At 37.2% G+C, this 21,975-nt stretch carries 22 protein-coding genes; 6 read left to right on the top strand and 16 right to left on the bottom strand.

Features of this window, described 5'->3' with window-relative positions:
* Nucleotides 1-17 precede the first annotated feature (17 nt).
* The 8 genes from ACTJJF_RS06195 to ACTJJF_RS06160 all read right to left on the bottom strand — a co-directional run bounded on the left by ACTJJF_RS06195 (nt 18) and on the right by ACTJJF_RS06160 (nt 8,105).
* Entirely contained in the window at nt 18-1,196 is a 1,179-nt protein-coding gene (locus ACTJJF_RS06195; protein ID WP_212651349.1) for a thiolase family protein, read from the bottom strand.
* Between the two features lie 105 nt (nt 1,197-1,301).
* The gene (gene tnpA, locus ACTJJF_RS06190; protein WP_440699051.1) at nt 1,302-1,766 is read right to left on the bottom strand and encodes an IS200/IS605 family transposase; all 465 of its coding nucleotides are present in this window, start codon (nt 1,764-1,766) and stop codon (nt 1,302-1,304) included.
* Nucleotides 1,767-1,848: 82 nt separating this feature from the next.
* Entirely contained in the window at nt 1,849-4,242 is a 2,394-nt protein-coding gene (locus tag ACTJJF_RS06185) for a 3-hydroxyacyl-CoA dehydrogenase/enoyl-CoA hydratase family protein (protein WP_440699050.1), read from the bottom strand.
* A gap of 57 nt (nt 4,243-4,299) precedes the next feature.
* Nucleotides 4,300-4,752, bottom strand: a complete 453-nt coding sequence (locus ACTJJF_RS06180) for a MarR family winged helix-turn-helix transcriptional regulator (RefSeq protein ID WP_065399617.1) — start codon at nt 4,750-4,752, stop codon at nt 4,300-4,302.
* Nucleotides 4,753-4,917: 165 nt separating this feature from the next.
* Nucleotides 4,918-5,841, bottom strand: coding sequence for an ABC transporter ATP-binding protein (locus ACTJJF_RS06175; RefSeq protein WP_312301735.1), 924 nt, complete (start codon nt 5,839-5,841; stop codon nt 4,918-4,920).
* A gap of 98 nt (nt 5,842-5,939) precedes the next feature.
* The gene (locus ACTJJF_RS06170; protein ID WP_440699049.1) at nt 5,940-6,317 is read right to left on the bottom strand and encodes a GxxExxY protein; all 378 of its coding nucleotides are present in this window, start codon (nt 6,315-6,317) and stop codon (nt 5,940-5,942) included.
* 234 nt (nt 6,318-6,551) lie between these two features.
* Complete coding sequence (locus tag ACTJJF_RS06165) at nt 6,552-7,523, bottom strand: FecCD family ABC transporter permease (protein WP_440699048.1); 972 nt, start codon at nt 7,521-7,523, stop codon at nt 6,552-6,554.
* A gap of 24 nt (nt 7,524-7,547) precedes the next feature.
* Nucleotides 7,548-8,105, bottom strand: a complete 558-nt coding sequence (locus ACTJJF_RS06160) for a TlpA family protein disulfide reductase (protein WP_440699047.1) — start codon at nt 8,103-8,105, stop codon at nt 7,548-7,550.
* Nucleotides 8,106-8,138: 33 nt separating this feature from the next.
* Between ACTJJF_RS06160 and ACTJJF_RS06155 the strand changes: the two genes are divergently transcribed.
* On the top strand, nt 8,139-9,263 hold the full coding sequence (locus tag ACTJJF_RS06155) for a 2Fe-2S iron-sulfur cluster-binding protein (protein ID WP_440699046.1): 1,125 nt from the start codon (nt 8,139-8,141) through the stop codon (nt 9,261-9,263).
* 56 nt (nt 9,264-9,319) lie between these two features.
* Nucleotides 9,320-9,877: a SanA/YdcF family protein gene (locus ACTJJF_RS06150; RefSeq protein WP_409514651.1), complete on the top strand. Its 558-nt coding sequence runs from the start codon at nt 9,320-9,322 to the stop codon at nt 9,875-9,877.
* On the opposite strand, the gene tamL is transcribed toward ACTJJF_RS06150, so the two are convergent.
* Nucleotides 9,874-12,474, bottom strand: a complete 2,601-nt coding sequence (gene tamL / locus ACTJJF_RS06145) for a translocation and assembly module lipoprotein TamL (protein ID WP_440699045.1) — start codon at nt 12,472-12,474, stop codon at nt 9,874-9,876. The two genes, ACTJJF_RS06150 and tamL, sit on opposite strands and share 4 nt — an antisense overlap.
* On the opposite strand from tamL, the gene ACTJJF_RS06140 reads away from it, so the two are divergent.
* Nucleotides 12,460-13,185 carry a TrmH family RNA methyltransferase gene (locus ACTJJF_RS06140; protein WP_440699044.1) on the top strand — a complete coding sequence of 242 codons (726 nt, stop codon included), beginning with the start codon at nt 12,460-12,462 and terminating at the stop codon, nt 13,183-13,185. The two genes, tamL and ACTJJF_RS06140, sit on opposite strands and share 15 nt — an antisense overlap.
* A 99-nt stretch (nt 13,186-13,284) precedes the next feature.
* Here the strand turns inward: ACTJJF_RS06140 and ACTJJF_RS06135 are convergent, their stop codons facing one another.
* From ACTJJF_RS06135 to porQ, 5 genes are all read right to left on the bottom strand, one after another.
* Nucleotides 13,285-13,785, bottom strand: a complete 501-nt coding sequence (locus ACTJJF_RS06135) for a phosphoribosyl-ATP pyrophosphatase (protein WP_312301750.1) — start codon at nt 13,783-13,785, stop codon at nt 13,285-13,287.
* Nucleotides 13,786-13,788: 3 nt separating this feature from the next.
* Nucleotides 13,789-14,097, bottom strand: a complete 309-nt coding sequence (locus ACTJJF_RS06130) for a phage holin family protein (RefSeq protein WP_034694332.1) — start codon at nt 14,095-14,097, stop codon at nt 13,789-13,791.
* Nucleotides 14,098-14,179: 82 nt separating this feature from the next.
* Complete coding sequence (locus tag ACTJJF_RS06125) at nt 14,180-14,530, bottom strand: YtxH domain-containing protein (protein ID WP_065397677.1); 351 nt, start codon at nt 14,528-14,530, stop codon at nt 14,180-14,182.
* Nucleotides 14,531-14,625: 95 nt separating this feature from the next.
* Nucleotides 14,626-15,300 (bottom strand): (d)CMP kinase, encoded by a 675-nt coding sequence (gene cmk / locus ACTJJF_RS06120; RefSeq protein WP_440699043.1) that lies wholly within the window; start codon nt 15,298-15,300, stop codon nt 14,626-14,628.
* An 83-nt stretch (nt 15,301-15,383) separates the two neighbouring features.
* The gene (porQ, locus tag ACTJJF_RS06115) at nt 15,384-16,376 is read right to left on the bottom strand and encodes a type IX secretion system protein PorQ (RefSeq protein WP_212651357.1); all 993 of its coding nucleotides are present in this window, start codon (nt 16,374-16,376) and stop codon (nt 15,384-15,386) included.
* Nucleotides 16,377-16,542: 166 nt separating this feature from the next.
* Between porQ and pyrH the strand changes: the two genes are divergently transcribed.
* Nucleotides 16,543-17,250 carry a UMP kinase gene (gene pyrH, locus ACTJJF_RS06110; RefSeq protein ID WP_065397680.1) on the top strand — a complete coding sequence of 236 codons (708 nt, stop codon included), beginning with the start codon at nt 16,543-16,545 and terminating at the stop codon, nt 17,248-17,250.
* A gap of 226 nt (nt 17,251-17,476) precedes the next feature.
* Here the strand turns inward: pyrH and ACTJJF_RS06105 are convergent, their stop codons facing one another.
* Complete coding sequence (locus ACTJJF_RS06105; RefSeq protein ID WP_440699042.1) at nt 17,477-18,811, bottom strand: lipase family protein; 1,335 nt, start codon at nt 18,809-18,811, stop codon at nt 17,477-17,479.
* Between the two features lie 542 nt (nt 18,812-19,353).
* On the opposite strand from ACTJJF_RS06105, the gene frr reads away from it, so the two are divergent.
* Entirely contained in the window at nt 19,354-19,908 is a 555-nt protein-coding gene (gene frr, locus ACTJJF_RS06100) for a ribosome recycling factor (protein ID WP_065397684.1), read from the top strand.
* Between the two features lie 201 nt (nt 19,909-20,109).
* Nucleotides 20,110-21,171, top strand: a complete 1,062-nt coding sequence (locus ACTJJF_RS06095) for a 3-oxoacyl-ACP synthase III family protein (protein ID WP_440699041.1) — start codon at nt 20,110-20,112, stop codon at nt 21,169-21,171.
* A 125-nt stretch (nt 21,172-21,296) separates the two neighbouring features.
* On the opposite strand, the gene ACTJJF_RS06090 is transcribed toward ACTJJF_RS06095, so the two are convergent.
* The gene (locus ACTJJF_RS06090; protein WP_440699040.1) at nt 21,297-21,929 is read right to left on the bottom strand and encodes a hypothetical protein; all 633 of its coding nucleotides are present in this window, start codon (nt 21,927-21,929) and stop codon (nt 21,297-21,299) included.
* Between the last annotated feature and the right edge of the window lie 46 nt (nt 21,930-21,975).

The raw sequence follows: 21,975 nt of genomic DNA, 5'->3' as shown, positions 1-21,975 counted from the left end.
AGTCTTCCCAATTTATTTTAAAGAAGTTCAAAAATACTGGCAGCTCCCTGTCCGGTTCCTACACACATAGAAACCATTCCGTATTTGTTGCCACGTCTTCTCATCTCGTCAAGAAGCTGAACGGTTAATTTTGTTCCTGTACATCCAAGTGGGTGGCCAAGAGCGATTGCCCCTCCGTTTACGTTTAGGATATCAGGGTTTAATCCTAATTCTTTCTTGATGGCAACTGATTGAGAAGCAAAAGCTTCATTAAGCTCGATCAAATCAATATCTTTTAATTCTAAACCAGCCTGTTTCAATGCCTTTGGAATAGCATAGATAGGTCCCATTCCCATGATTCTTGGCTCAAGACCTGCAGCAGCATAAGCTACCAATCTTGCTTCCGGTTCAAGACCTAGCTCTTTTACCATTTCCTCACTCATAACCATAACGAAAGCTGCTCCGTCACTCATCTGAGAAGAGTTTCCGGCAGTTACGCTTCCTCCGTTAGCGAATACCGGTCTTAATTTGGCTAACCCTGCCAGTGAAGTATCAGCTCTTGGCCCTTCATCAACAGAGAAATCAAACTTTTTAGTCTGCATTTTCTGGTTTTCATCCAGGAAATTATATTCTACAGGAATAGGAACAATCTGATTGGCAAATTTTCCTTCCTGATTAGCCTTTAAAGCTTTCATATGAGATTCAAAAGCAAACTGATCCTGTTCCTCTCTTGAAATATTGTATTGTTTTGCTACTTCTTCAGCAGTATAACCCATTCCCCAATAATAGTCAGGGTTGGTTTTTGCGATATCCGTTTCAGGAACCGGCTTATAACCACCCATCGGGATGTATGACATAGATTCAGTACCACCGGCAATGATACAATCTGCCATTCCTGCCTGAATTTTTGCAGAAGCAATAGCAATAGCCTCACTTCCTGATGCACAATATCTGTTTACAGTGACTCCCGGAACTTTATCTGTATTTAACCCCATTAAGGAGATCAGACGAGCTACGTTTAATCCTTGCTCCGCCTCAGGCATTGCATTTCCTACAATAAGGTCATCAATTCTGTTTTTATCCAGTTGTGGAAGCTCAGCCATTAATTTTTCAATAACGGTAGCCGCCATTACGTCAGGACGTGTAAAGCGTAGAGAACCTTTTGGTGCTTTTCCTACTGCTGATCTGAATCCTTTTACGATGTATGCTGTTTTCATTTTTTTGTTTAATTAAATTGTTTTAAGAATTTTTTGCCTCGTAGAGGTAAACTGTTCATAGTTTGTATTGCTTTGCAATTGATGGAGCTCCGTAGGAGCGACCTGTTAATCATTAATCCATTCAAATAAATATTTCGGATCATATTCAATCTCAAATTTTGACATAAAATCCAGATATTCTTCTCTAAAACTTTTCTTTTTATGATGTTCTTCCTGATCTAAAATATATTTTACAACAGAATCAACACTGCTTTTAGAATAAGAAAAAGCTCCATACCCTTCCTGCCAATTGAATTTTCCATTGATCCATCCTTTTTCATTGATGAACTTTGAAGAACCCGCTTTAATATCTCTTACTAAATCTGAAACCGAAAGTGCAGGATTAATACTTACAAGGATATGGACATGGTCCGGCATTGCAAAAACTGCGAATAATTTTTGGTTTCTATTGGAAACAATACCTGTAATAAACCGATGTAATTCTTCTCTGTTTTCTTTTGAAATCAGATTTTGTCTTCCTTTTACAGCGAAAACAATTTGAATATAAATCTGAGTGTAGGTATTTGCCATAAATTAACAGGCCGCCTCTACGAGGCTCTCCAACTTTTAAAATTATTCTGCTATTAACAGTTCGCTCCTACGGAGCTCCCCGTTAGTTTCTCAAAGGCTTTCCGTTTTGTAACATATACTGAATTCTCTCCAGAGTTTTTCTTTCACCACAAAGCTGAAGGAATGTTTCTCTTTCAAGGTTCAATAAGTATTGTTCGGTAACTACAGTCGGTTCAGATAAATTACCACCTACCATTACGTTGGCTAGCTTATCTGCAATCTTCTTATCGTGTGCGGAAATGTAGTTTCCTGTTAACATCTGGTCTGTTCCTACATAGAACATTCCTAATGCATCTTTACCAAGAACTTTTACTTTCTGTTCAATAGGTTGGGTATATCCCTGTTCTGCCAATAGTTTGGCTACTTTTTTAGCTTCTGCAATCTGTCTGTTTTTGCTTACGGAAACAATATCTTTTCCTTTTTCAAGAATTCCCATATCATACGCTTCATAGGCTGAAGTGGCTACTTTACCCATAGCGATATTCATGAAGGCATCACGAAGTCTGTTGTTTTTAACATCATCATTGTGGAACTCTCTGGAAGTTCTCAGAGTAAGCTCTTTCGTTCCGCCTCCGCCAGGGATTACCCCAACACCTGTTTCTACAAGACCGATATAAGTTTCTGCTGCTGCAACCACTCTGTCTGCGTGCATGGTCATTTCGCAACCGCCTCCCAAAGTCATTCCGTGAGGAGCAACTACTACAGGAATAGAAGAGTAGCGTACTCTCATCATTGATTTCTGGAAGTAGGCGATAGCCATATTCAGATCATCCCAGTCCTGCTCAATAGCCATCATAAGGATCATGGCAAGGTTGGCTCCTACAGAGAAGTTGGCTCCTTGATTTCCTACTACCAGTCCATCGTATTCTTTTTCAGCAAGATCAATTGCTCTGTTTAATCCGTCAAGAACTTCGCCTCCAAGAGAGTTCATTTTTGAACGGATCTCGAAATTGATGATACCGTCACCCAGATCTTCAATCGCAGCACCTGAATTACTCCAAAGCGTTTTATTTTTTCTGATGTTATCAAGGATAATGAAAGCATCCTGTCCTGGGATTTTGTTATATTCTCCTGAGTTTTTATCAACGTAAATGCTTTGTCCTTCATCATTCACTTTATAGAAAGTTTCTACGTTTTTCACCCAGTCTGAAACTTCATATCCGGCATCTTTAGCCAGTTCAATACCTTTCTGAACACCTACTGCATCCCAGATTTCAAACGGTCCGTTTTCCCATCCGAAACCGGCTCTCATGGCATCGTCAATTTTATAAACTTCGTCAGAGATCTCAGGAACTTTATGCGAAACATAAGCGAATAGTGCCCCTAAAGACTTTCTGTAGAGCTCACCGGCTTTATCTTTCCCATCGATCAGTACTTTAAACCTGTCGATTGGTTTGTCGATTGCTTTTGTTAATTCCAGGGTAGGGAATGAAGATTTTCCCTGAAGTTCGTATTCTAATGTATCAAGATTCAATCCGTGGATTTCAGATTTCCCTTCTGCATTTTTTACTTTTTTATAGAAGCCTTGCTCTGTTTTTGAACCTAACCACTTATTATCCATCATTTTCTGGATATAATCAGGAAGAGCAAATACATCATTAAAATCATTGGCCTCGGCACCGCTCTGGCGAACTCCGTTGGCTACCATTACCAAAGTGTCAAGACCTACAACATCAGCTGTTCTGAACGTAGCAGATTTCGGACGTCCGATGACTGGTCCTGTCAATTTATCAACATCAGAAACAGTTAAGCCTAACTTCTGTACATTGTGTAAAAGGTCCATCATAGAGAATACTCCGATTCTGTTGGCAATAAATGCCGGAGTATCTTTTGCTAAAACGGTTGTTTTACCTAAGAACTTAGCACCATAGTTCATATAGAAATCTATGATCTCAGGATCTGTATCGTTGGTAGGTATAATTTCAAGAAGAGGAAGATATCTTACCGGATTGAAGAAGTGGGTACCGGCAAAATATTTTTTGAAATCTTCGCTTCTCCCTTCTGTCAGTAAATGAATTGGAATTCCGGATGTATTAGAAGAAATTAATGTTCCCGGCTTTCTGAACTGCTCAATCTTTTCGTATACTGATTTTTTAATATCAAGCCTTTCTACAACTACTTCAATAATCCAGTCCGTATTTTTTATTTTCTGTAAATCATCATCAAAATTTCCAACTTTGATTCTGTCTGCAAATTTCGGAGAATAAAGAAGTGCAGGACTTGATTTTTTAAGTTTTTCAAAGTTTTCGGTAGCAATTCTGTTTCTTACTGCCTTATCATCTTTGGTCAAACCTTTTTTCTGTTCAGCCTCAGTCAGTTCAAAAGGAACAATGTCTAAAAGTGACACTTCAACGCCGATATTAGCGAAGTGAGCTGCAATACCGCTGCCCATAATTCCTGAACCAAGAACCGTTACATGTTTGATTCTTCTTTTCATATGTAAATTTTTATTATTTAATGAGATCATATGGAACCTTTACGGTTTCAATATCATTTATTTTCTGTTGTTTAATAATTCGTTGGCGATTTTCATGACCTCTGCCATTACTTCTTTGAATGTTTCCATCTTTTCCGGAGCTATTTTCTCCATAACCTTCTTATTGAAGTTGACCACAACTTCTTTGGACATATTTCTTGAGTTAAGTCCTTTATCTGTAAGCTTAATGATCACCTCTCTTTTATCAGTGGTCGTCTTTTCCTTATAGATATAGCCATTGTCTTCCAGAAGTTTAATGATTCTCGTCAAAGAAGTGGGCTCTATAGCCATTTTGGGACCCAGATTCGTGCTTCGGGTTCCTTCTTTGGGATCAATTTTAAGAAGAGTAAGGGCCTGTACTGCTGTAGAATCATGTTCCTGAGCCAGTTCTGTGTACATTTTCGAAACAGCCAACCAGGTCTGTTTTAAAATTAAGTCTACGTTTTCTATTTTTTCCTTGTTATGATCCATCATTTTTGCGCTAATGGTTTTACCCAAATTTAGTAAATATTATGCATGCATAGTATTTATTAACGTTAAATTTTGTTAATAGGCTGAAAATAAATAGATTAAATTGTATGACTTGCATAATACTATGCATGCATAGTATATGAAATAATCAAAGAAAAGTGCAGATTAATAAATGTTTACAATGAAATTGATGATTTCTTCAAAAGATTCACATTTATGTATTGAAGAATCCTTGGTGATTACCCAAAAATCGTTTTGAAATTCAAAATTAAGGGAAGAAAGATCTTTTGAGAAGTTTTTTTGAAGCAAAGAATACAGCATTTCCTTATGAAACTGCGGGGCAGAGATATGAGGGGGAATAAAGCTTTCATTGATCTGAAACAATGAAGCATTCGTAAGTTCTTCATGCTGAAGCAAAATATCCTCAACAATTCCGGAATACAGCTTTGAATCTTTTACATACCATATTTTATCCGCAAATTCTTTTGCCAAACGCCAGTCATGGGAAGAAAACAGAATCAGTTTTTTTTGTTCTTTGGCAAGTTTTCTAAGGGTTTTAAGAATAATCACCTTGTTTTTTTCATCGAGGTGCGTAGTAGGCTCATCCAGAATAATAATAGGAGAGTTCTGGGTAATTGCCCTTCCGATAAAAGCTTTCTGAAGATTCCCGTCCGAAAGATTTTTCAGCAGCGTATGTCTGTATTGTCCCAGATCCAGTTCATCAATGATATGGTTTACCTCTTCACGGTCTTCTTTTTTAAGCTCAAAATAAAAAGGATAGTAGATGTATTTTCCCAAAGAAATAAGATCTTCAACCGTATAATGCTGCGGTACCAGCGATTTTGAAAAAACAATGGCAATACTTTCCGCAATTTCCTTTACAGAAAGATGCTTTACATTCTTTCCATTGATTAATATTTCGCCTTCCAACAAATGAATCTGATGGAGAATAGATTTGATCAGCGTTGTTTTTCCCACTCCATTATTCCCGATTAATAAACATACATCACCCAATTTAAGATCTGCATGAGCATTGGAAATTAAAATTGAATGGTAACCGATATTGGCTTGTCTGATCTGTAAATGCATGTTGAATGTTGGATAAAATGCAAAAGTGCTAATTGTTTTACAAAAATACTGTTTTACAATACAACGAATTTGATTTTATCAATTTTTTATATTGTTTTTTATAGGTTGTTTACAATTCTTGTCACTCCGTTTTTGAAAACGTCAGATTGAAAATTGAGCAACATGCCTAGTTTACAATTGGCCATTTTTAAATAAGTTAAAAGCTGTGCTTTATGAGTAGAGTTAATATAGTCTACAGCTTTTATTTCTAAGATGACTTTATTTTCAATAATCATATCAAGTCTGAAAGCATTTTCTATTCTTAACTCTTCATAAATAATGGGAAGGAGTTTTTGTCTCTCTATAGAGACTCCTGATTTTGTTAATTCATAAAACATGCATTCTTCATAAACATGTTCAAATAACCCTGCTCCAAGCTTTTTATGGATTTTTAAACCTGTTTCAAAAACAATTTTTGATAATTCATTTTCTGTCATTTGTGTAGTGTTTTATACTTTAAATATAAGAATTGTTGGTCAAACGCTAAGGCGCAAGGATTTATTTTCTATGTATCTATTTTTAAGGCGCAAGAAAATCTAAGATTTTCAGCAAGTGTGTGTAATTTTCCATTCGAATATACAGTCTTCAATTTTATCGTAGATAAAATCTTAGCGCCTTAAAGCATAACTTGGAGAAAAAACTTGCGCCTTAGCGATTAACGAATAAAACAGTTACACCTTATTCTGTTTCAAAAGCATCATCAGAATCACAGGAATTCCAAATACAGAGCTGATCACATTCAAAGGAATCTGTGTTTTTTCTGCAATCACAGAGAAAAACAACATGATCAGCATCCCCAGAAACATATTAAGAATCCATTGCTGCCAAAGTTTAGACGGATTATAGATCATTCTGCAGAAATGTGGAACAACAATTCCGATAAACAGTATAGGGCCTAGAAAAGCAGTAATAGAAGCCGAAAGCAGGGTAGAAGCTATAATGATCAGAAACTTAAGCTGTTTCAGATTGACACCCAGGCTTTGTGCGTAGGAAGTCCCCAAAGAATTTCCAATAAGCGGTTTGATGGTTTTGAAACAAAAGAATAAACCAATCAGGACTAAAGTAAATAATACATAGATCTGGTTTCTGGTTACCATATTATTAGCCCCGAAAGACCATAGAATATAATTTTTAAGGCTTTGATTCTCCGCATAAAATTGAAGCAGTGAAACAATAGCTCCTGCAAAAGCAGTTACTAGAAATCCGAAAATAATAAGATAAGATTTGTCCTGGAATTTATTAGACATAGACAACAGTAAGAGCATCAGAATAAAACTTCCCCCAATAGCTGATAAGCTGAGAAAGCTGTTCTGAAGAAATTCAGGCAGTAAAATATGGTGTGAAAAAAAAATATAAAACGCTACCGATAAACTGGCTACCGAAGTGATGCCGAGGATATCCGGTCCTGCAAGTGGATTCTGGAAGTATTCCTGCATCAGGAAACCTGAAGTGGGAATAGAGATGCCTGCCAGCAACATAACCAGAACACGGTTGACACGTATTTCAGCAATCTGGCTCTGGGAAGAATCCAGGAAAAAGTCCTGTATATTTAAACTGATAAATCCTGTATTTAGATTAATGACTGCTCCCAGAATGATAGCAATAATTAATAATAAACACAGGATTTTAAATCTTGTTGACATGATTCAGAAAGAGTGCAGTCTGCTTTATTTTAAAAACGAATTAATTTTTGAATCCAATACGTCTTCTGTCATCATTCCTAAATATTCATCGGTTTTATCTCCTTTTCTCATCAATGTAAAAGGAATAGACCCGCCGTCCCATTGTTTGAAATTATTAGTGAAAAAATCCTGGTTGAGCTTTTGTCCGTCCAGTAAAATGATATTTCCGCCCAGATTGTTTTCTGTTGCAAAATCTTTAACGGAAGTATTCCATTCTGTTCTCTCATCAAGGTTGACGAAGGTAAATTTCACAGGCTTATCTTTTAACTGCTCCATTTTATCTTTAAAACTCGGAATTTCTCTCATACATGGTCCGCACCAGGTCGCAAAAAAATTTGTTACATACAGTGTATCATTATTTTTAGCAAGATATTTACTCAGGTCTTCGGGAGAAACTTCTACCGGAATACTTGGGCGGCTTGCGGTATTTGTATTGTGCACTGTTGAAAGACTGTCTGCGGCTGTACCTTCAGTTTTTTGTCCGTCTTTTTTACAGCTGTAAAGCGCAGTAATGACTAACGTGGATAAAATTATCTTCTTCATAAATTATTTTTTATCTATTTTTGAATTGAAGTTATGGAACAACAAATCTACAAAGGGAAACTTATACAGTTTCATCGGTTAAAAATAGCGAAAAAGGAAGAGCTGACCAAAAATACTTTTTCTCTGGAGTTTGATATTCCGGAGGATTTAAAAGAAAATTTTAAATTTGAAGCAGGTCAGTTTGTCAGTGTAAAGTTTCAGTCTCATGGTGAAGATGTTATTAATGACTATTCAATGACTTCAGCACCTTACGAGAAAAAAATATCTTTAGGAATAAAAGTAAATGCTCCTGAGGGAGCAACTTCGCAGTTGTTTCAGAACTATCAGGCAGGCGATGAATTGCTGGTAAGTGAGCCTAGCGGGAGATTTACGCTCGTTTCCAAGCCCAGCGAATTCAGAACTATTGTTGCTTTTGCTGCCGGTATCGGAATTACCCCGATTTTAAGCCATTTTAAAAATATCCTTCATAACGAGCACAGAACAAGACTGTTTTTGTTTTTCGGAAATAAAAGTTCGGAAGATCTGATCTATCGTGACCAATTGGACAATCTTGCCAGAACCTGCGGTGACAGACTGCAGATCTTTTATTTTTTCTCACAGGAAAAAACAGCAGATCAGTTTTTCTATGGCAGGCTGGATGAAAAAAAACTCAATCTTATCATCAACCAGATCCTGCATCTTGACGATACAGATGAAGAGTCTACCATCTGGGATGCTGTGGATGAAGTGCTGATCTGTGGAAAAGGCGAAATGATCAGAACCCTTGCTAATGCCTGTTATCACCACGGAATCCCGAAAAAGAATATTCATTTTGAACTTTTTGAAGAGTTTAATGATGATATTTATCCCGTAGAAAAAGAATTTCCCCTTATTGAAAATATAGAAGTGGAATTTACCATGTTGGGGAAAAATTATAGCACCCATCTCCCTGATAATAAAGATAAAATTCTTCAACAGCTTCTGTTACAGAAATTTCCTGTTCCTTATTCCTGCAAATCCGGAATTTGCGGAAGCTGTGAATGTGTTTTGGAAGAAGGAGAAGTGGAACTGCTGGAAAATGAATACCTTACGGAAAAAGAGGAGCAACAGGGGCATATACTTGCCTGCATGTCGATTGTGAAAAGTAAAAAAATAAAGCTTAACTTTGATCTTAGTTGAGAATTATTAGGAACATATTCAATTTAGGTTTTATATCATTAGAGTTGGGAATTCTGATGATATGTTTTTGTAATGTCTGGGTTTTCGGGCTTACAAACGGACGTACCTATACCAAAATATCCAAGATTCCACCAAGAGAAATTGCCTTGGTTCTCGGAACTTCTCCTAAAATGAGATCCGGACTTTCCAATCCTTATTTTACCAAAAGAATGGATGCTGCAGCCCTTCTTTATCATCATGGTAAGATCAAAAAGATCATTGTAAGCGGCGAAAAAAGCAAAGGGTACAACGAACCTGCTGCCATGAAGAATTATCTGGTGTATCAGGAAGGAGTTCCCGAAGATATCATTATAGAAGATCCTAAAGGGTTTAATACCTACAAAAGTATTCTTCGCTGTAAAGATGTTTATAAAAAGAAAAATGTCATTATTGTATCCCAGGGATTCCACAACCTGCGTGCTCTGTTTTTTGCAAGAAATAATGATATGAATGCTCTGGGGTTTGATGCCCAGGACGTAACTAAACCTGAGAGCTTTTACAGAAACCAGACGAGGGAAATCCTCGCCCGGGTGATTGCTGTCGTATATTTTATTTTAGGTATTTCTCCGGATTAGAAAGGATATCCGAACGCTATATTAAGAGTAGGCTTGAACGGCTGGAAGTTTTTAAATCTCCATCGGTCTCCCTGCGGTTTATTAGGATCATAGATTTTATAAGCAAAGTCTAATCTTAGAGTGATATAAGCTACATTCACTCTCAATCCGAATCCACTACCAATACCCATCTGACCAAGGAATTTATTAAATTTAAACTGATCATTATGGGCATCCTCATGATTACGAAGGCTCCAGGTATTACCAATATCAGTAAATAAAGCCCCTTCGTACATATTGTTAAAAGGAATTCTGTACTCTATATTGGTCGTCAGTTTTACGTCATTTGTCATGTACGTACGTACTCTTTCATCTACCTGAGATTCTGCAGGTCCTAATCCACCAAATGCTACCCATGCTCTGATATCATTGGATCCTCCGTTGAAATAAGATTTGATAATCGGCATATCCCTGGAGTTTCCGTAAGGTACACCCACACCGATAAACTGACGGAGAACTAACGTCTGATTTCCATTGAATTTGAAATATTTTCTTGCATCAACATCAAATTTTACAAATTGCGCATAAGGTATACCAAAAATGGTCTTTTGAGGTCCTGAAACAACCCCACCGTCATTACTTTTTTTGTTGAATAAACTTAAAGCATTTCCGGCAAGCTCTACTTTTCCGTTAAAATAAAAGGCGTTGGGATAATCTTTTTTACCGATTTCACTATATACGAAGTTATAAATCATTGAAGAGATCAGAACATCTTCCGTCTGTCTTTCTTTATTGATAAGACTCCCTCTGAATGTAGTTAAAAGGTCAAGGCCCTGTTGGTCAAGACCTGCCTGATAGGCTTTATCATTTAGAATTCTTTCAGAAACCTCATCAATTGTATATTTTCCGGCATAAAAATCCTGTCCGTATGAAGGATATTGATCAAAATAACTGGCAAAAGTAGCATCTTTTACCACTCCGTCATTGACGAAATAATCATAATATGCATTTTTGTTTTTAGTAAGACTGACCTGCGTATTGAATAGTGTCAGCTTATGATAGATCTGATCATTCACATTAAACTGATAATTCAGTCCGGCATTGAAGTTGACCCTTCCCAGACCTATATTAGTCTGTATCGAAGACCCCAGAAGGATAGACGAAGTAGGAGTGTATCTTTTAGGGATAAATTTGTAATAGTTGAAAGGCAATAATAATCTAGGGAAATTAAGTGATGCCTGAGCAGAAATTTCATAAGCCAGAGCCCTTTTACTGATATCTTCAGTACTTCTGATAGAACCGAATGTTCCCGAAAGGCTGGTAGAAAGGTTTTCTGCCCCCCCGAAAACATTTCTGGTGGTAAGGTCTACAGAAGGAGATATCCCCAGATTGAGTATCTGAGAATAATTGACATCGGTTCCTACTTTAAGCTCATATTTCGGAAGCGGCTTCAGTACATACAGAACATCTACAATACTGTCATTGGGAGCTGACATTCCTCCTTGTCTCAGGGAGTCTCTTGCTTTCACAATACTGAAATTGTTCATGGCAAGAATATTCCTTTTCGTTACATCCAGTTTAGACTGGTCGAATACCTTTTTGCTGTCCGGGATAATAGCTCTCCAGATCGATGATAGTTTATATTTGTCATTCATCGTATGGAACCGTATTCTCCTTAAACTGTCTTTTTTCGTATTTTTAGGATAATCACCGGTTTCATCCACAATGGCAACATCTATATTTCCGAATGTTGAGATTTTATACGGAGTATCTAATGAATCTTTGTGGATCTCCAGGGTAAGCGGAATATTTTTTCTGCTTTTCAGAGAATCAGCCACAAAATAAACTTCATCATTAAGGTTGTTAAATTTATAAAAACCAAACTCCCGCATAAGATCAGTAATTCTTGTAACCTCTTTTTCAAGTACGGTCTGATCAAGAACCTGTCCTGAACGCACAAGGCTCCTGTTCAGATTGTAGGTATAATAACCTTTGATCCCCTGATCCGGAATATTGTAATAATAATCTTTAATGCGGGTGGGGTCATTATGCTTAATAAAATAATTGACTGCAGCCTTTTTGGATGCAGAATCCAAATTTTGTTTAAATTTTACATCCGCATCCCAATATCCTCTGTACGTAAGTCTTTTCTTAACAGATTCTGCACTTTTTTCCGTCTTTCCCTGGTCCAGAATTACCGGAGGAGTTCCCCAGCTGTGCAATAAACGGTCGAAAAACAGGGTTTTACCCACACTGCTCTTCATATTATACTTAACGAATAATGAATCCCTTAGTTTCTGATTCCTCATTTCACGGGGATAGGTCATATATTCATTAAGGATCGTATCATATTTCGGATCCGCCATGTTGTAAAGAGCAAGGCTCAGCGGCATAAATAGAAACTGCTTTTTATTGGGTTTTTGCTGTATATAATCTTTCAGCTCCTCATCGAAAAATTCCTTCTTATCTTCGAATTCAAAGGTGTTCTTGGTAAGCAGATATTCGCCGTCAGGAACTTTTTTTGTCGTACTACAAGCATAAAGGAGACCAACAAATGTTGCAAATGATATAATTTTATAATATTTTTGAGGAGAATTCTTATAATGCTTACAGCTCATACAATAAAAGTTTTACAATCTTTAGATAAAAAGAAGTTCAGACAAAAATACAATTTGTTTTTGGTTGAAGGTAATAAAATCATTTGTGAACTTTTCAATTCTAACTTTAAAGTTAAAGAAATATTATCAACCGATCCACAAAAATTGGACCGTACTGATATCCCCGTGACCCATATCTCTGAAAATGAGTTAAAAAAAATCAGTTTTCTTAAAACTCCCAAAGATTCTGTTGCGGTGTGTTATCTGGCAGAAGAAAACAGGATGGCTGATAAAAATATACAGCTTGTTCTGGACGGGATCCAGGATCCTGGAAATCTGGGAACCATTATCCGTCTGGCAGACTGGTTCGGAATAGAACAGATCATTTGCAGTGAAGATACGGTAGATTTTTACAACCCGAAAGTCATTCAGGCCAGTATGGGATCTTTCACCAGAGTGAATATGGTGTACACTGATATTGTGAAATATCTGTCTGAAACGGAAAATATAAATATCGGAACGGATATGGAAGGGGAGAACCTCTATACTTTTGAGAGACCGGAAAAAATCAACCTGATTTTAGGAAATGAAGGGAACGGAATGAGACCTGAGACAGAAAAGCTTCTGCAAAAATGCATCACCATTCCAAGGTTTGGAAAATCCCAGTCTACAGAAAGCCTGAATGTATCAATGGCTGCAGGGATTATTTTAGGACAGTTGTTTTCAAAATAGAAATCAGAAGTTAGATATTAGAGGGTAGAAATTTCAGGAAAATAAAAAATATGATATTTTGACTTCCATCACTAATTTCTAATATCTAACTTCTAACCTCTAAATAAGTTGTTCCATACTGGAAACACTTTTATTTTTCTGATAGACTTCCATCTTTTTTCTGACATATTTCAGCGCAATAGGAGCAAGATAGATCAGGGCGGCACCAATCAGTTTTTTCTTCCAGTTGGAGCTTTTCATATTCTTTTTGGCATAGTTGCCTACAATGGCTGTTACTCCAAGTTTAACAAGACTGTCTGTGATATTGGATCCTTTGAATGCTGAACTGGCAATTCCTACAGCCGTATTTTTACTGATCAGCAGGTCTTTTACTTCTGAAGTAAGCTGCCTGGCAATGACGTCTTTTCTCAGAACTACTTTTTCATCACCGTCTTCATCTACTTTTTCCTGCAGGTACTGATCACTCAGCCCGTTGGTAAAGGCACTTAAACTTTCTTTTGTATTTTTGAAGGTAAGAAGATTTTCAAGATCACTTATTTCACCCTGAAGCAGTTTTTTCTTTCTTCTCAATTCTTCTATGCTTTCGTATTTTCTGCCCATAGTTTAGTGATTTAAAAATTTAATAACCTGATCTGCAACAGTATTCACAATTTTTGTTTTGAAGGCAACAACAAATGCCATTACCAGCGCATAAAATGCAGCAACAATTAAGAATCCATATGAGTAATTATCCAGTGCTTTTCCGATAAGGAAAGCAATTCCAAAGTTGAAAAGGATAATAAAAAAAGCAAAAGCAACAAGCAGTACTACAAAGTAAGTAATGAGCCCGGCAGAAAGTGACGACTTCTCAGTCGCTTCAATTTTCAGAAGATCTATTCTCTTAGAGGCGTATTCTTTAATAGTTTCTATCATTGTTTTTTTTTAAAGTTACAAAAAAAGGAACTTTCGCACAAAAGTTCCTTTCCGTAATTTACTTAAAAAGATAAATTACTTATTATTTTTTAAGATCGTTCAGTTCCGCTTCTACATCCTTTACTACGTCTGCAGTTTTAGAAACGATTTGATCTTTGTATTTGTCATATCCGTCTTTTACAGTATGTGCCACACTGTTTGCCGTTTCTTTGAAAGTAGAAGAAATATTGCTGTACTGGTCTTTTACTTTTTCAGAAACTTCACCGTATTTGTTTTTAGCCTGGTCTTTCAGATCATTGGCCTTTGTTTTGATTTTTTTTCTGGTTTCTTTTCCTTCTTCCGGTGCGTAAAGCATTCCTAAGATTACACCCGCCGCAGCACCTGCAAGAAGTCCTGCCAATATACCTGCTGTATTATTTCCTTTTCTAGACATTTTAAGTTTTTTAATAATTAATAATAGATTAGTTTTTACAGTAATAAAACTTACAATTTGTATACCAAAGGGGGCTATAAGCCTATTAAAAATTGTTAAATCTTTTCGATGTGAGATAAAATAAGCTCAATCGTTTCTTCTTTGGTCAGTTCGGAATTGTCAATAACAATAGCATCGTCAGCCTGCTTCAATGGGGCTATTTCACGCTCACTGTCGATTTTGTCTCTTTCAATAAGGTTCTGTTTTACCTGCTCTTTATCTGCCTCTATACCTAAACCTTTTAATTCCAGAAATCTTCTGTTGGTTCTTTCATCAATACTGGCAGTAAGGAAGAATTTATAGTCAGCATTTGGCAGAACTACTGTCCCTATGTCACGTCCGTCCATGATAACGCCGCCTTTTTCTGCCAAAGAACGTTGTGACTGCAACAGGAAGTCTCTTACTTCTTTTTGTTTGGCTACAAGGCTTACGTTGTCAGAAACGATATTGATACGGATTTCTTTGGAGATATCGGTATCATTAAGGAAAAGGATCAGCGTTCCTTCATTGTTCTTGAACTCAAGATGGATACGGCTGAAAGAAGAGAATAAGGTATTCAGGTCAATCTCGCCGTTTTCATTCAGGCAGTGCTGCAGTGCATACCAGGTAACACCTCTGTAAAGCGCTCCTGTGTCCATATGGATAAGTCCTAGTTTATCAGCAATAATTTTAGAAATAGAACTTTTTCCGGTAGACGAGTATCCATCGATAGCTATTACAGGTTTTTTCATACTGCAAATTTCAAGATTTTTTTTAGAAAATCAAGAAAAGCTAAGAAATTTCTTACTTATTTTAAGATTTTTCAGGCTATGGCTTACTCTCCTCTGTGGCTGGAAAGGTCCATGGAAATTCCTATCTGGTTGACGTTCGAAGAGTTGTGATATCTTACATGAGCATAATCGATACGGAATCTTGATACTTTCACACCAAATCCTGCAGAAAGTCCGGAGAAGTTTCTTTGATCTGCCACGGCAAGCTCATTACCTCTTCTTACGTTATATCCAAGTCTGATGTTGAAGTTTTTTTCCGGGAAAAGTTCAGCTCCTAATGAGAAATGGTCTGCAATTTTTCTTCCTGCATTTACCTTTTGTCCGTCTTTATTATATTCTGAAGAAATATCAAACTTCTGAAGATCGTGTGCCGTAATGGTAACCGCAAGAGGGAAATTCTTGATGGTTTTGGTATATCCAAGGTCAATTCTGAACGGAAGATTTTCTCTTACCCCGTTGAATGATTTCAGCTGGAACCCGAAATTTCTCAGTACAAGGGAAAGTACTTCCTTATTCTTTTTGTTATGATAGGTAACTCCCGCAGTTCCTGAAATAGCGGAAGAAGTATAGTTGTCAATTTTTGAGGTGACGAAATTAAGTCCTCCGCCAATTGTCCAGTCTTCTTCAAACTGATAGGCATAGCCGGCACCAATGGCAACATCCGAAGCCTTGAATTCTCCGTCCTGAAAACCACTCTCGTCTGTTCTCGGAGTGCTTCCGTAGCTCATATACCGGGCATTGATGGTCGCCATATGGCCATTATCAAAATCTTTGGCATAAGCGATGGTTCCGTATTTTGAGTCGGCAAGATAAGCCGTGGCATTTACAGAAAGCTGCTTGTCTGAATCTTTATTTAACAGGGCCGGGTTTGCAATAGCAAAGGAAACATCATAATCTCTTATCGAAATCGCATCTCCACCCAAAGCAGCCTGTCTTGCAGATACAGGTACATTTAAGAAAGGATAAACATTTGTTCCTGTTTGTGCATAAGAAACAATTCCTGATAGAAATAATGAAAAAATGATAATTTTCTTCAACTCAATTTATAATTAATGCAAAAATAATCCTTTTTCGTACTTTTCAAAATATTTCTGACATTATTTCTATTTAAATATTTTTCTTTTATCAATATTTTTAATGATTATATTTGCAAAACCAAATTCTGGGGAAAACAACGCTAATAAAAGTTATTAAAAATAAAAGATGAAATATAAAAGAATCCTTCTGAAACTAAGTGGAGAGGCATTAATGGGGAACAGACAGTACGGTATTGACAACGAAAGACTGCAGGAATATGCTGCTGAGATCAAAAAAGTAGTTGAAAAAGGCTGTGAAGTAGCGATCGTCATCGGAGGAGGAAATATTTTCCGTGGAGTAGCAGGAGCTGCCAAAGGAATGGACAGAGTACAGGGGGACTATATGGGAATGCTTGCAACCGTGATCAACGGTATGGCATTACAGGGAGCGCTGGAAGATGCCGGAATCAAAACAAGACTTCAGTCTGCCATTGAAATGGATAAGGTAGCTGAACCTTTCATCAAAAGAAGAGCAGTAAGACACCTTGAAAAAGGAAGAGTAGTGATCTTCGGGGCAGGAACAGGTAACCCTTATTTTACAACAGATACCGCTGCTACACTGAGAGCCATTGAAATAGGAGCAGATGTGATCTTAAAAGGAACAAGAGTGGATGGAATCTATGACAGTGATCCTGAAAAGAATGCAGATGCTGTAAAATACAATTCATTATCTTTTGATGAAGTATTTGAGAAAAACCTTAAGGTAATGGATATGACTGCATTTACCCTGAGCCACGAAAACAAGCTGCCTATCATTGTATTCGATATGAATAAAGATGGCAATCTGGAAAGAATTGTAGACGGCGAAAATGTAGGAACTTTAGTAGATTTGTAATCCGATTGCAGGTCGCAGATAACAGGAATTAGAAAATAGATTTTAAATATCCGTTATTTTCCTGTAAGATCAGACTTCTATAAAAAAAATTAACCGCCTGTCATAGCTTAATTGCTGTGACAGGCGGTTTTTTATGTATTATATTATACTTTACCTGTCATAATTATATGCTTACTCTTTGTCCGGATTTTCTGCTTTCTCCTTATTTATGATTAAAAAGTATCTGTTATTCATTTACTTCCGTTTTTACCGGTTGTTGGCTTGTTAAATGAATATGAGATTGAATCCATTCCTTGATCTGATTGATGATATTAATGATCATCTCATCTTTGGGTACTTTAACGACTCCCGGAACGAGCTGAACCGGAGGCGGTGGTTCGGGTAATGGAGTGTTAAGAATAAGGCCGGGAAGATCTGGAAGACCGGAGTAGATTTCTACATGTTGCAAACTCAGCTGACTGAAATAATCCGTTAAAGATTGAGGAGGAACGTTGATTGCGCCCAAAGGTCCGGAGTTCTGAAGGGTACCAGGCAGTGACTGATTTCTGATCATGGTATAGGGAGCACTTGAACTTAGGGAATCAATGACAGCAAAGTCCTGTAGTGCTGTCAGGATATCGGCGGTGTATGAATCAGGTGAATGACCATATAAATTGGCAATCTGTTTCAGGCTGGATCCCTGCCACGCATGGGGAACCACATCCAGGGCATTCCAGTGCATGGTGTTCCAGTTCTGATAATCGCTCTGCTGTTGTACCCAACCGGATGGCAAGGAAGGAAAAGCAGCGTCAAATAAGTTGGCGAAATTTACATCTCCCGGAGTAGGTCCGGCGGTAGGGTATACCAGGGTAATATCAAAAGCTTCAAGCTGATTCTGTTCTTTCAGATAAAGGGCAAGGGTAGGAGATAAAGCACCGGCAAGGCTGTGACCACAAAATATAATTGCAGTTTCCTGATCAGGTTTTAAATCTGCCAGAAACTGCTGGAGTGTAGTATTGGGTGAAGCTGCTGTATCCGGGCTTATAAGGCTGAGAAGGATCCCTATACCTGTAGCGGTTCCTTTGGATATGTACGGAAAATTCCTGTTGTAATCTGATGTTGAAAAATCTGAAGGATCATAAGTAGTCCAATTAACAACTTCCGATACGGAAAAATCCTCTGTTTCCCAATCATAAAGCGATGCAGGATTGGTAGCTGCTATTGCTACTACGTAAACAGGCAGTGCAGGTCCTCCGGGAAAGGCCACATTATCACACTGTGCTACATATAATGCATTGTCTGCAACTCCTGTTGGCTGACCGTTTTCATCGGTTTCTTCAATCAGAGCAGGACCCCAGACAAGGTTCCAGTTGCCCAGTTGAGAAGTAACGGAAGAATTGGCAATGGATGGGTTTTGCTGCTGCATTACTGAAACCGGAGGAACATTGTTCAGGTAATAAGACAGGTCATATTGAAGCTGTTCCTGTAATTCACTGCCGGTACCATTGTAATCTCCGGCACGGTTGGCCAGACATGCAAGGCTAAAAACCTGCTGATAGGCGTCTAAAGATGGATTTGTCATGATTTGAGTGTTTTAAATGAGTTGAAAAATGGGTAAGGGTTGTTTATTTTCATGGATTGGAGTCATCTGTTTGATGTATTCCTCTTCCAGAATTGCATACAATATCGTTTCTGTTTGAACTTCCTATATCTGCTTAGAAGTTTGATTAAAAGAATACTGTAAAATAAGTCATAAAATATGGGATATATGCGAGTGGAAACATCCGAAATATGAAGCAAGTATTTGTACGTGGTCTTTGATGAAATAAAATATATGTAGGATAAAGTTGTGACCATAATCAATAAGAATCGATCAATAAAAAACAAAAATACAGAGTACAGATATTTATAAAAAAGAGCTTTAAACCGTTATTTTTATTTTTTTGAAAGAACAACTTCCTCAAAAAAGGTAAATGCTTACTGAAATATCGAAAACAATCATTATTTTTGCACCACTGGATAGTAAAAAGCAGGAGAAAACGCAATTGTTGCAGTGTTGGAAATGTTAATTGCTTGATATTCAGTAGCTAGTTAATATGCAATTTATCAAACTATACTATAATAATGGAAGAATTAGATCTTATATTAGAATCTGTAAAGCAGGACATGGATGCAGCTGTAAAGCATTTGGATCACGCATTTCAAAGAATTAGAGCAGGACGTGCTTCTACAGCGATGGTTCAGGATGTAATGGTAGAATATTATGGAGCGATGACTCCTATCAACCAGGTTGCCAATGTTTCTGTTCCGGATGCAATGACCATCTCTATTCAACCTTGGGACAGAACTGCAATCAACGCTATTGAAAAAGCGATTATCAACTCAAACTTAGGTTTTGCTCCTTCTAATAACGGAGAAAATATTATCCTTAATGTTCCGCCTTTAACCGAGGAAAGAAGAAAAGAGCTTGCAAAGCAGGCTAAAGTTGAAGCTGAACAGACTAAAGTAACGGTAAGAAACGCAAGACAGGACGGTTTGAAAGAACTTAAAAAGCTTGACGGAGTTTCTGAAGATATTGTAAAAGGAGTAGAGGAAGAGATTCAGAACTATACAGATAAATATGTAAAACTTTGCGACGAGCATCTTAAGACTAAAGAAGCTGAAATTATGAAAGTATAATTTTCAGTTTTTGAAAAATACTAAAAAGAGGTTTCCGGTGGGAAGCCTCTTTTTTTATTCTGTCGTTTTTGTTGAGTTATTTTAGATTTTTATCGAAATAGAGGTATAGCATAATAATATATTGATAAGTATTAACGTTAATTGATTATATTTATAATATTATTCCTGTAACCTTATAAAAACAGGAATTTAAAATTTAAAATGATGACTAAGATTATCGGTGTAGGAAACTATATCCCCTCAGAAACAATCACCAATTTATTTTTTGATAAACATATTTTCCTGAATGAAGAAGGTGTATTATTAAAAGAAAATAATGCTTCTATTACGGATAAATTAAAAAAAATAACCGGTATTGAAGAAAGAAGATATGCACACAGTACAGAGGTCACTTCAGACCTTGGGTTCATTGCGGCCCGTTCTGCCATTGAGAATGCAGGAATAGATCCTGAAAGCTTAGACTATATAATATTTGCCCATAACTTTGGAGATGTCCGGTTTGGAACCGTACAGTCTGATATGGTGCCCAGTCTTGCGGCCAGGGTAAAGCATTTGCTGGGAATCAGAAATAACTTTTGTGTTGCCTATGATGTGTTGTTCGGATGCCCGGGTTGGATTGAAGGAGTAATACAGGCTAATGCATTTATTAAATCGGGGATTGCAAAGAGATGCCTGGTCATTGGTGCTGAAACCCTTTCCCGGGTAGTGGATATCCATGACAGGGATAGTATGATCTATGCTGATGGAGCAGGGGCTGCGGTACTGGAAGTGAATAATGAAGATAAAGCAGGTATAAAATCCCATCTTTCTGCTTCTTACACCCTCAATGAAAAAGATTACCTGTATTTCGGAAAATCATACAATAATGAAAGATGCCCTGATACCAGATATATCAAAATGGACGGCAGGAAAATCTATGAGTTTGCTCTGCTGAATGTTCCTGCAGCCATGAAAAAATGTTTTGACAGCAGCGGATATTCCATTGATCAGTTGAATAAGATCATTATTCATCAGGCGAATGAAAAAATGGATGAAGCCATCGTCAACCGTTTTTATCAGTTGTATGGCGTTCCGGTTCCTGAAAATATCATGCCTATGGTGATTCAGAAGCTTGGAAACAGTAGTGTGGCAACCATCCCGTCTTTACTCACAATGATTTTAAAAGGTGAACTGGAACATCATGAGATCAGAAAGAATGATGTAGTTTTATTTGCTTCTGTAGGAGCCGGAATGAATATTAATGCTTTTGTGTATCAGTTCTAAACTTAGGAATATCCAATATCTAAAGCTAAGAGGAAGTCTTAAAAGTGCCATCCTGAATATAACCAGTTCAGGATGCATTGGAGAAATTTAAATATTTGATTTTAGAAACAGCCTTATCTTAGTTTTTACAGGCATTTTATTTCTCCTTTCTGGTCTTTATGCTGAAGCAGTGACCGGAATGTTGTAAGTATTTCTTCTCCATTGCATGAGATTTCTTTATTGGGGATCTTATCAGTTGCATTCTCTGCTTTCTGATCAGATCTTATGTTGTATTTTTTCTCAAGACATTTCACGGGCAGGCCTTGTTGGAGATACATCCGTGTTTCCGTAATATCATCTTTGGTAATGGGTTTTTCCGGAGTACCACCGTCAAAGTTCCAGACTGTTTCTTCCTTGAATATAAAGAAGGGTTTTCCGCCAGAAATAAAGTACCGTTCCACTGCCGAAAAGTGGCTATGTTCAGCGTACATATGTTCTATGACCCTGACCCCGCTTTGATCTGAATAAAACGTAACTTCCCCGGAAGGCTCTTCATAACAGTTGTAGGTAAAACGGGAAGACTGTAGTTTTTTTGCTGTAAGTTGAGCCTGAAGAATGGTATATTCATTTTTGATGGAATCTGTTATATCGGTCGTTGGCAGATCCCTTTTTATAATGGCTGTATCTGTAGAAGCAGATTGGCTCCGAAGAATTTTACTCTTGTCATTTTTACATGATACTATAGAGAACAGTACTGCTGTGAAGAATATTGTTTTCATATTAATTGGGTGTTGGATAACAGATTATTTCTGTAAATATAATCTT

Origin of the sequence: Chryseobacterium sp. 22458, from assembly GCF_052044975.1 — a bacterium.
Lineage (GTDB): Bacteria > Bacteroidota > Bacteroidia > Flavobacteriales > Weeksellaceae > Chryseobacterium.
This window is presented reverse-complemented; position numbering and strand designations above follow the sequence as displayed.

Excerpts from the sequence above, each read along its gene's own strand:
- ACTJJF_RS06090 (WP_440699040.1), bottom strand. The coding sequence starts at position 21,929 with ATGAAAACAATATTCTTCACAGCAGTACTGTTCTCTATAGTATCATGT.
- ACTJJF_RS06135 (WP_312301750.1), bottom strand. The coding sequence starts at position 13,785 with ATGGGCAGAAAATACGAAAGCATAGAAGAATTGAGAAGAAAGAAAAAA.
- ACTJJF_RS06185 (WP_440699050.1), bottom strand. The coding sequence starts at position 4,242 with ATGAAAAGAAGAATCAAACATGTAACGGTTCTTGGTTCAGGAATTATG.
- ACTJJF_RS06165 (WP_440699048.1), bottom strand. The coding sequence starts at position 7,523 with ATGTCAACAAGATTTAAAATCCTGTGTTTATTATTAATTATTGCTATC.
- ACTJJF_RS06150 (WP_409514651.1), top strand. The coding sequence starts at position 9,320 with ATGATATGTTTTTGTAATGTCTGGGTTTTCGGGCTTACAAACGGACGT.
- cmk (WP_440699043.1), bottom strand. The coding sequence starts at position 15,300 with ATGAAAAAACCTGTAATAGCTATCGATGGATACTCGTCTACCGGAAAA.
- ACTJJF_RS06160 (WP_440699047.1), bottom strand. The coding sequence starts at position 8,105 with ATGAAGAAGATAATTTTATCCACGTTAGTCATTACTGCGCTTTACAGC.
- ACTJJF_RS06140 (WP_440699044.1), top strand. The coding sequence starts at position 12,460 with ATGCTTACAGCTCATACAATAAAAGTTTTACAATCTTTAGATAAAAAG.
- ACTJJF_RS06095 (WP_440699041.1), top strand. The coding sequence starts at position 20,110 with ATGATGACTAAGATTATCGGTGTAGGAAACTATATCCCCTCAGAAACA.
- ACTJJF_RS06195 (WP_212651349.1), bottom strand. The coding sequence starts at position 1,196 with ATGAAAACAGCATACATCGTAAAAGGATTCAGATCAGCAGTAGGAAAA.
- ACTJJF_RS06180 (WP_065399617.1), bottom strand. The coding sequence starts at position 4,752 with ATGGATCATAACAAGGAAAAAATAGAAAACGTAGACTTAATTTTAAAA.
- tnpA (WP_440699051.1), bottom strand. The coding sequence starts at position 1,766 with ATGGCAAATACCTACACTCAGATTTATATTCAAATTGTTTTCGCTGTA.
- frr (WP_065397684.1), top strand. The coding sequence starts at position 19,354 with ATGGAAGAATTAGATCTTATATTAGAATCTGTAAAGCAGGACATGGAT.
- ACTJJF_RS06175 (WP_312301735.1), bottom strand. The coding sequence starts at position 5,841 with ATGCATTTACAGATCAGACAAGCCAATATCGGTTACCATTCAATTTTA.
- ACTJJF_RS06155 (WP_440699046.1), top strand. The coding sequence starts at position 8,139 with ATGGAACAACAAATCTACAAAGGGAAACTTATACAGTTTCATCGGTTA.
- tamL (WP_440699045.1), bottom strand. The coding sequence starts at position 12,474 with ATGAGCTGTAAGCATTATAAGAATTCTCCTCAAAAATATTATAAAATT.
- ACTJJF_RS06130 (WP_034694332.1), bottom strand. The coding sequence starts at position 14,097 with ATGATAGAAACTATTAAAGAATACGCCTCTAAGAGAATAGATCTTCTG.
- ACTJJF_RS06125 (WP_065397677.1), bottom strand. The coding sequence starts at position 14,530 with ATGTCTAGAAAAGGAAATAATACAGCAGGTATATTGGCAGGACTTCTT.
- pyrH (WP_065397680.1), top strand. The coding sequence starts at position 16,543 with ATGAAATATAAAAGAATCCTTCTGAAACTAAGTGGAGAGGCATTAATG.
- ACTJJF_RS06170 (WP_440699049.1), bottom strand. The coding sequence starts at position 6,317 with ATGACAGAAAATGAATTATCAAAAATTGTTTTTGAAACAGGTTTAAAA.
- ACTJJF_RS06105 (WP_440699042.1), bottom strand. The coding sequence starts at position 18,811 with ATGACAAATCCATCTTTAGACGCCTATCAGCAGGTTTTTAGCCTTGCA.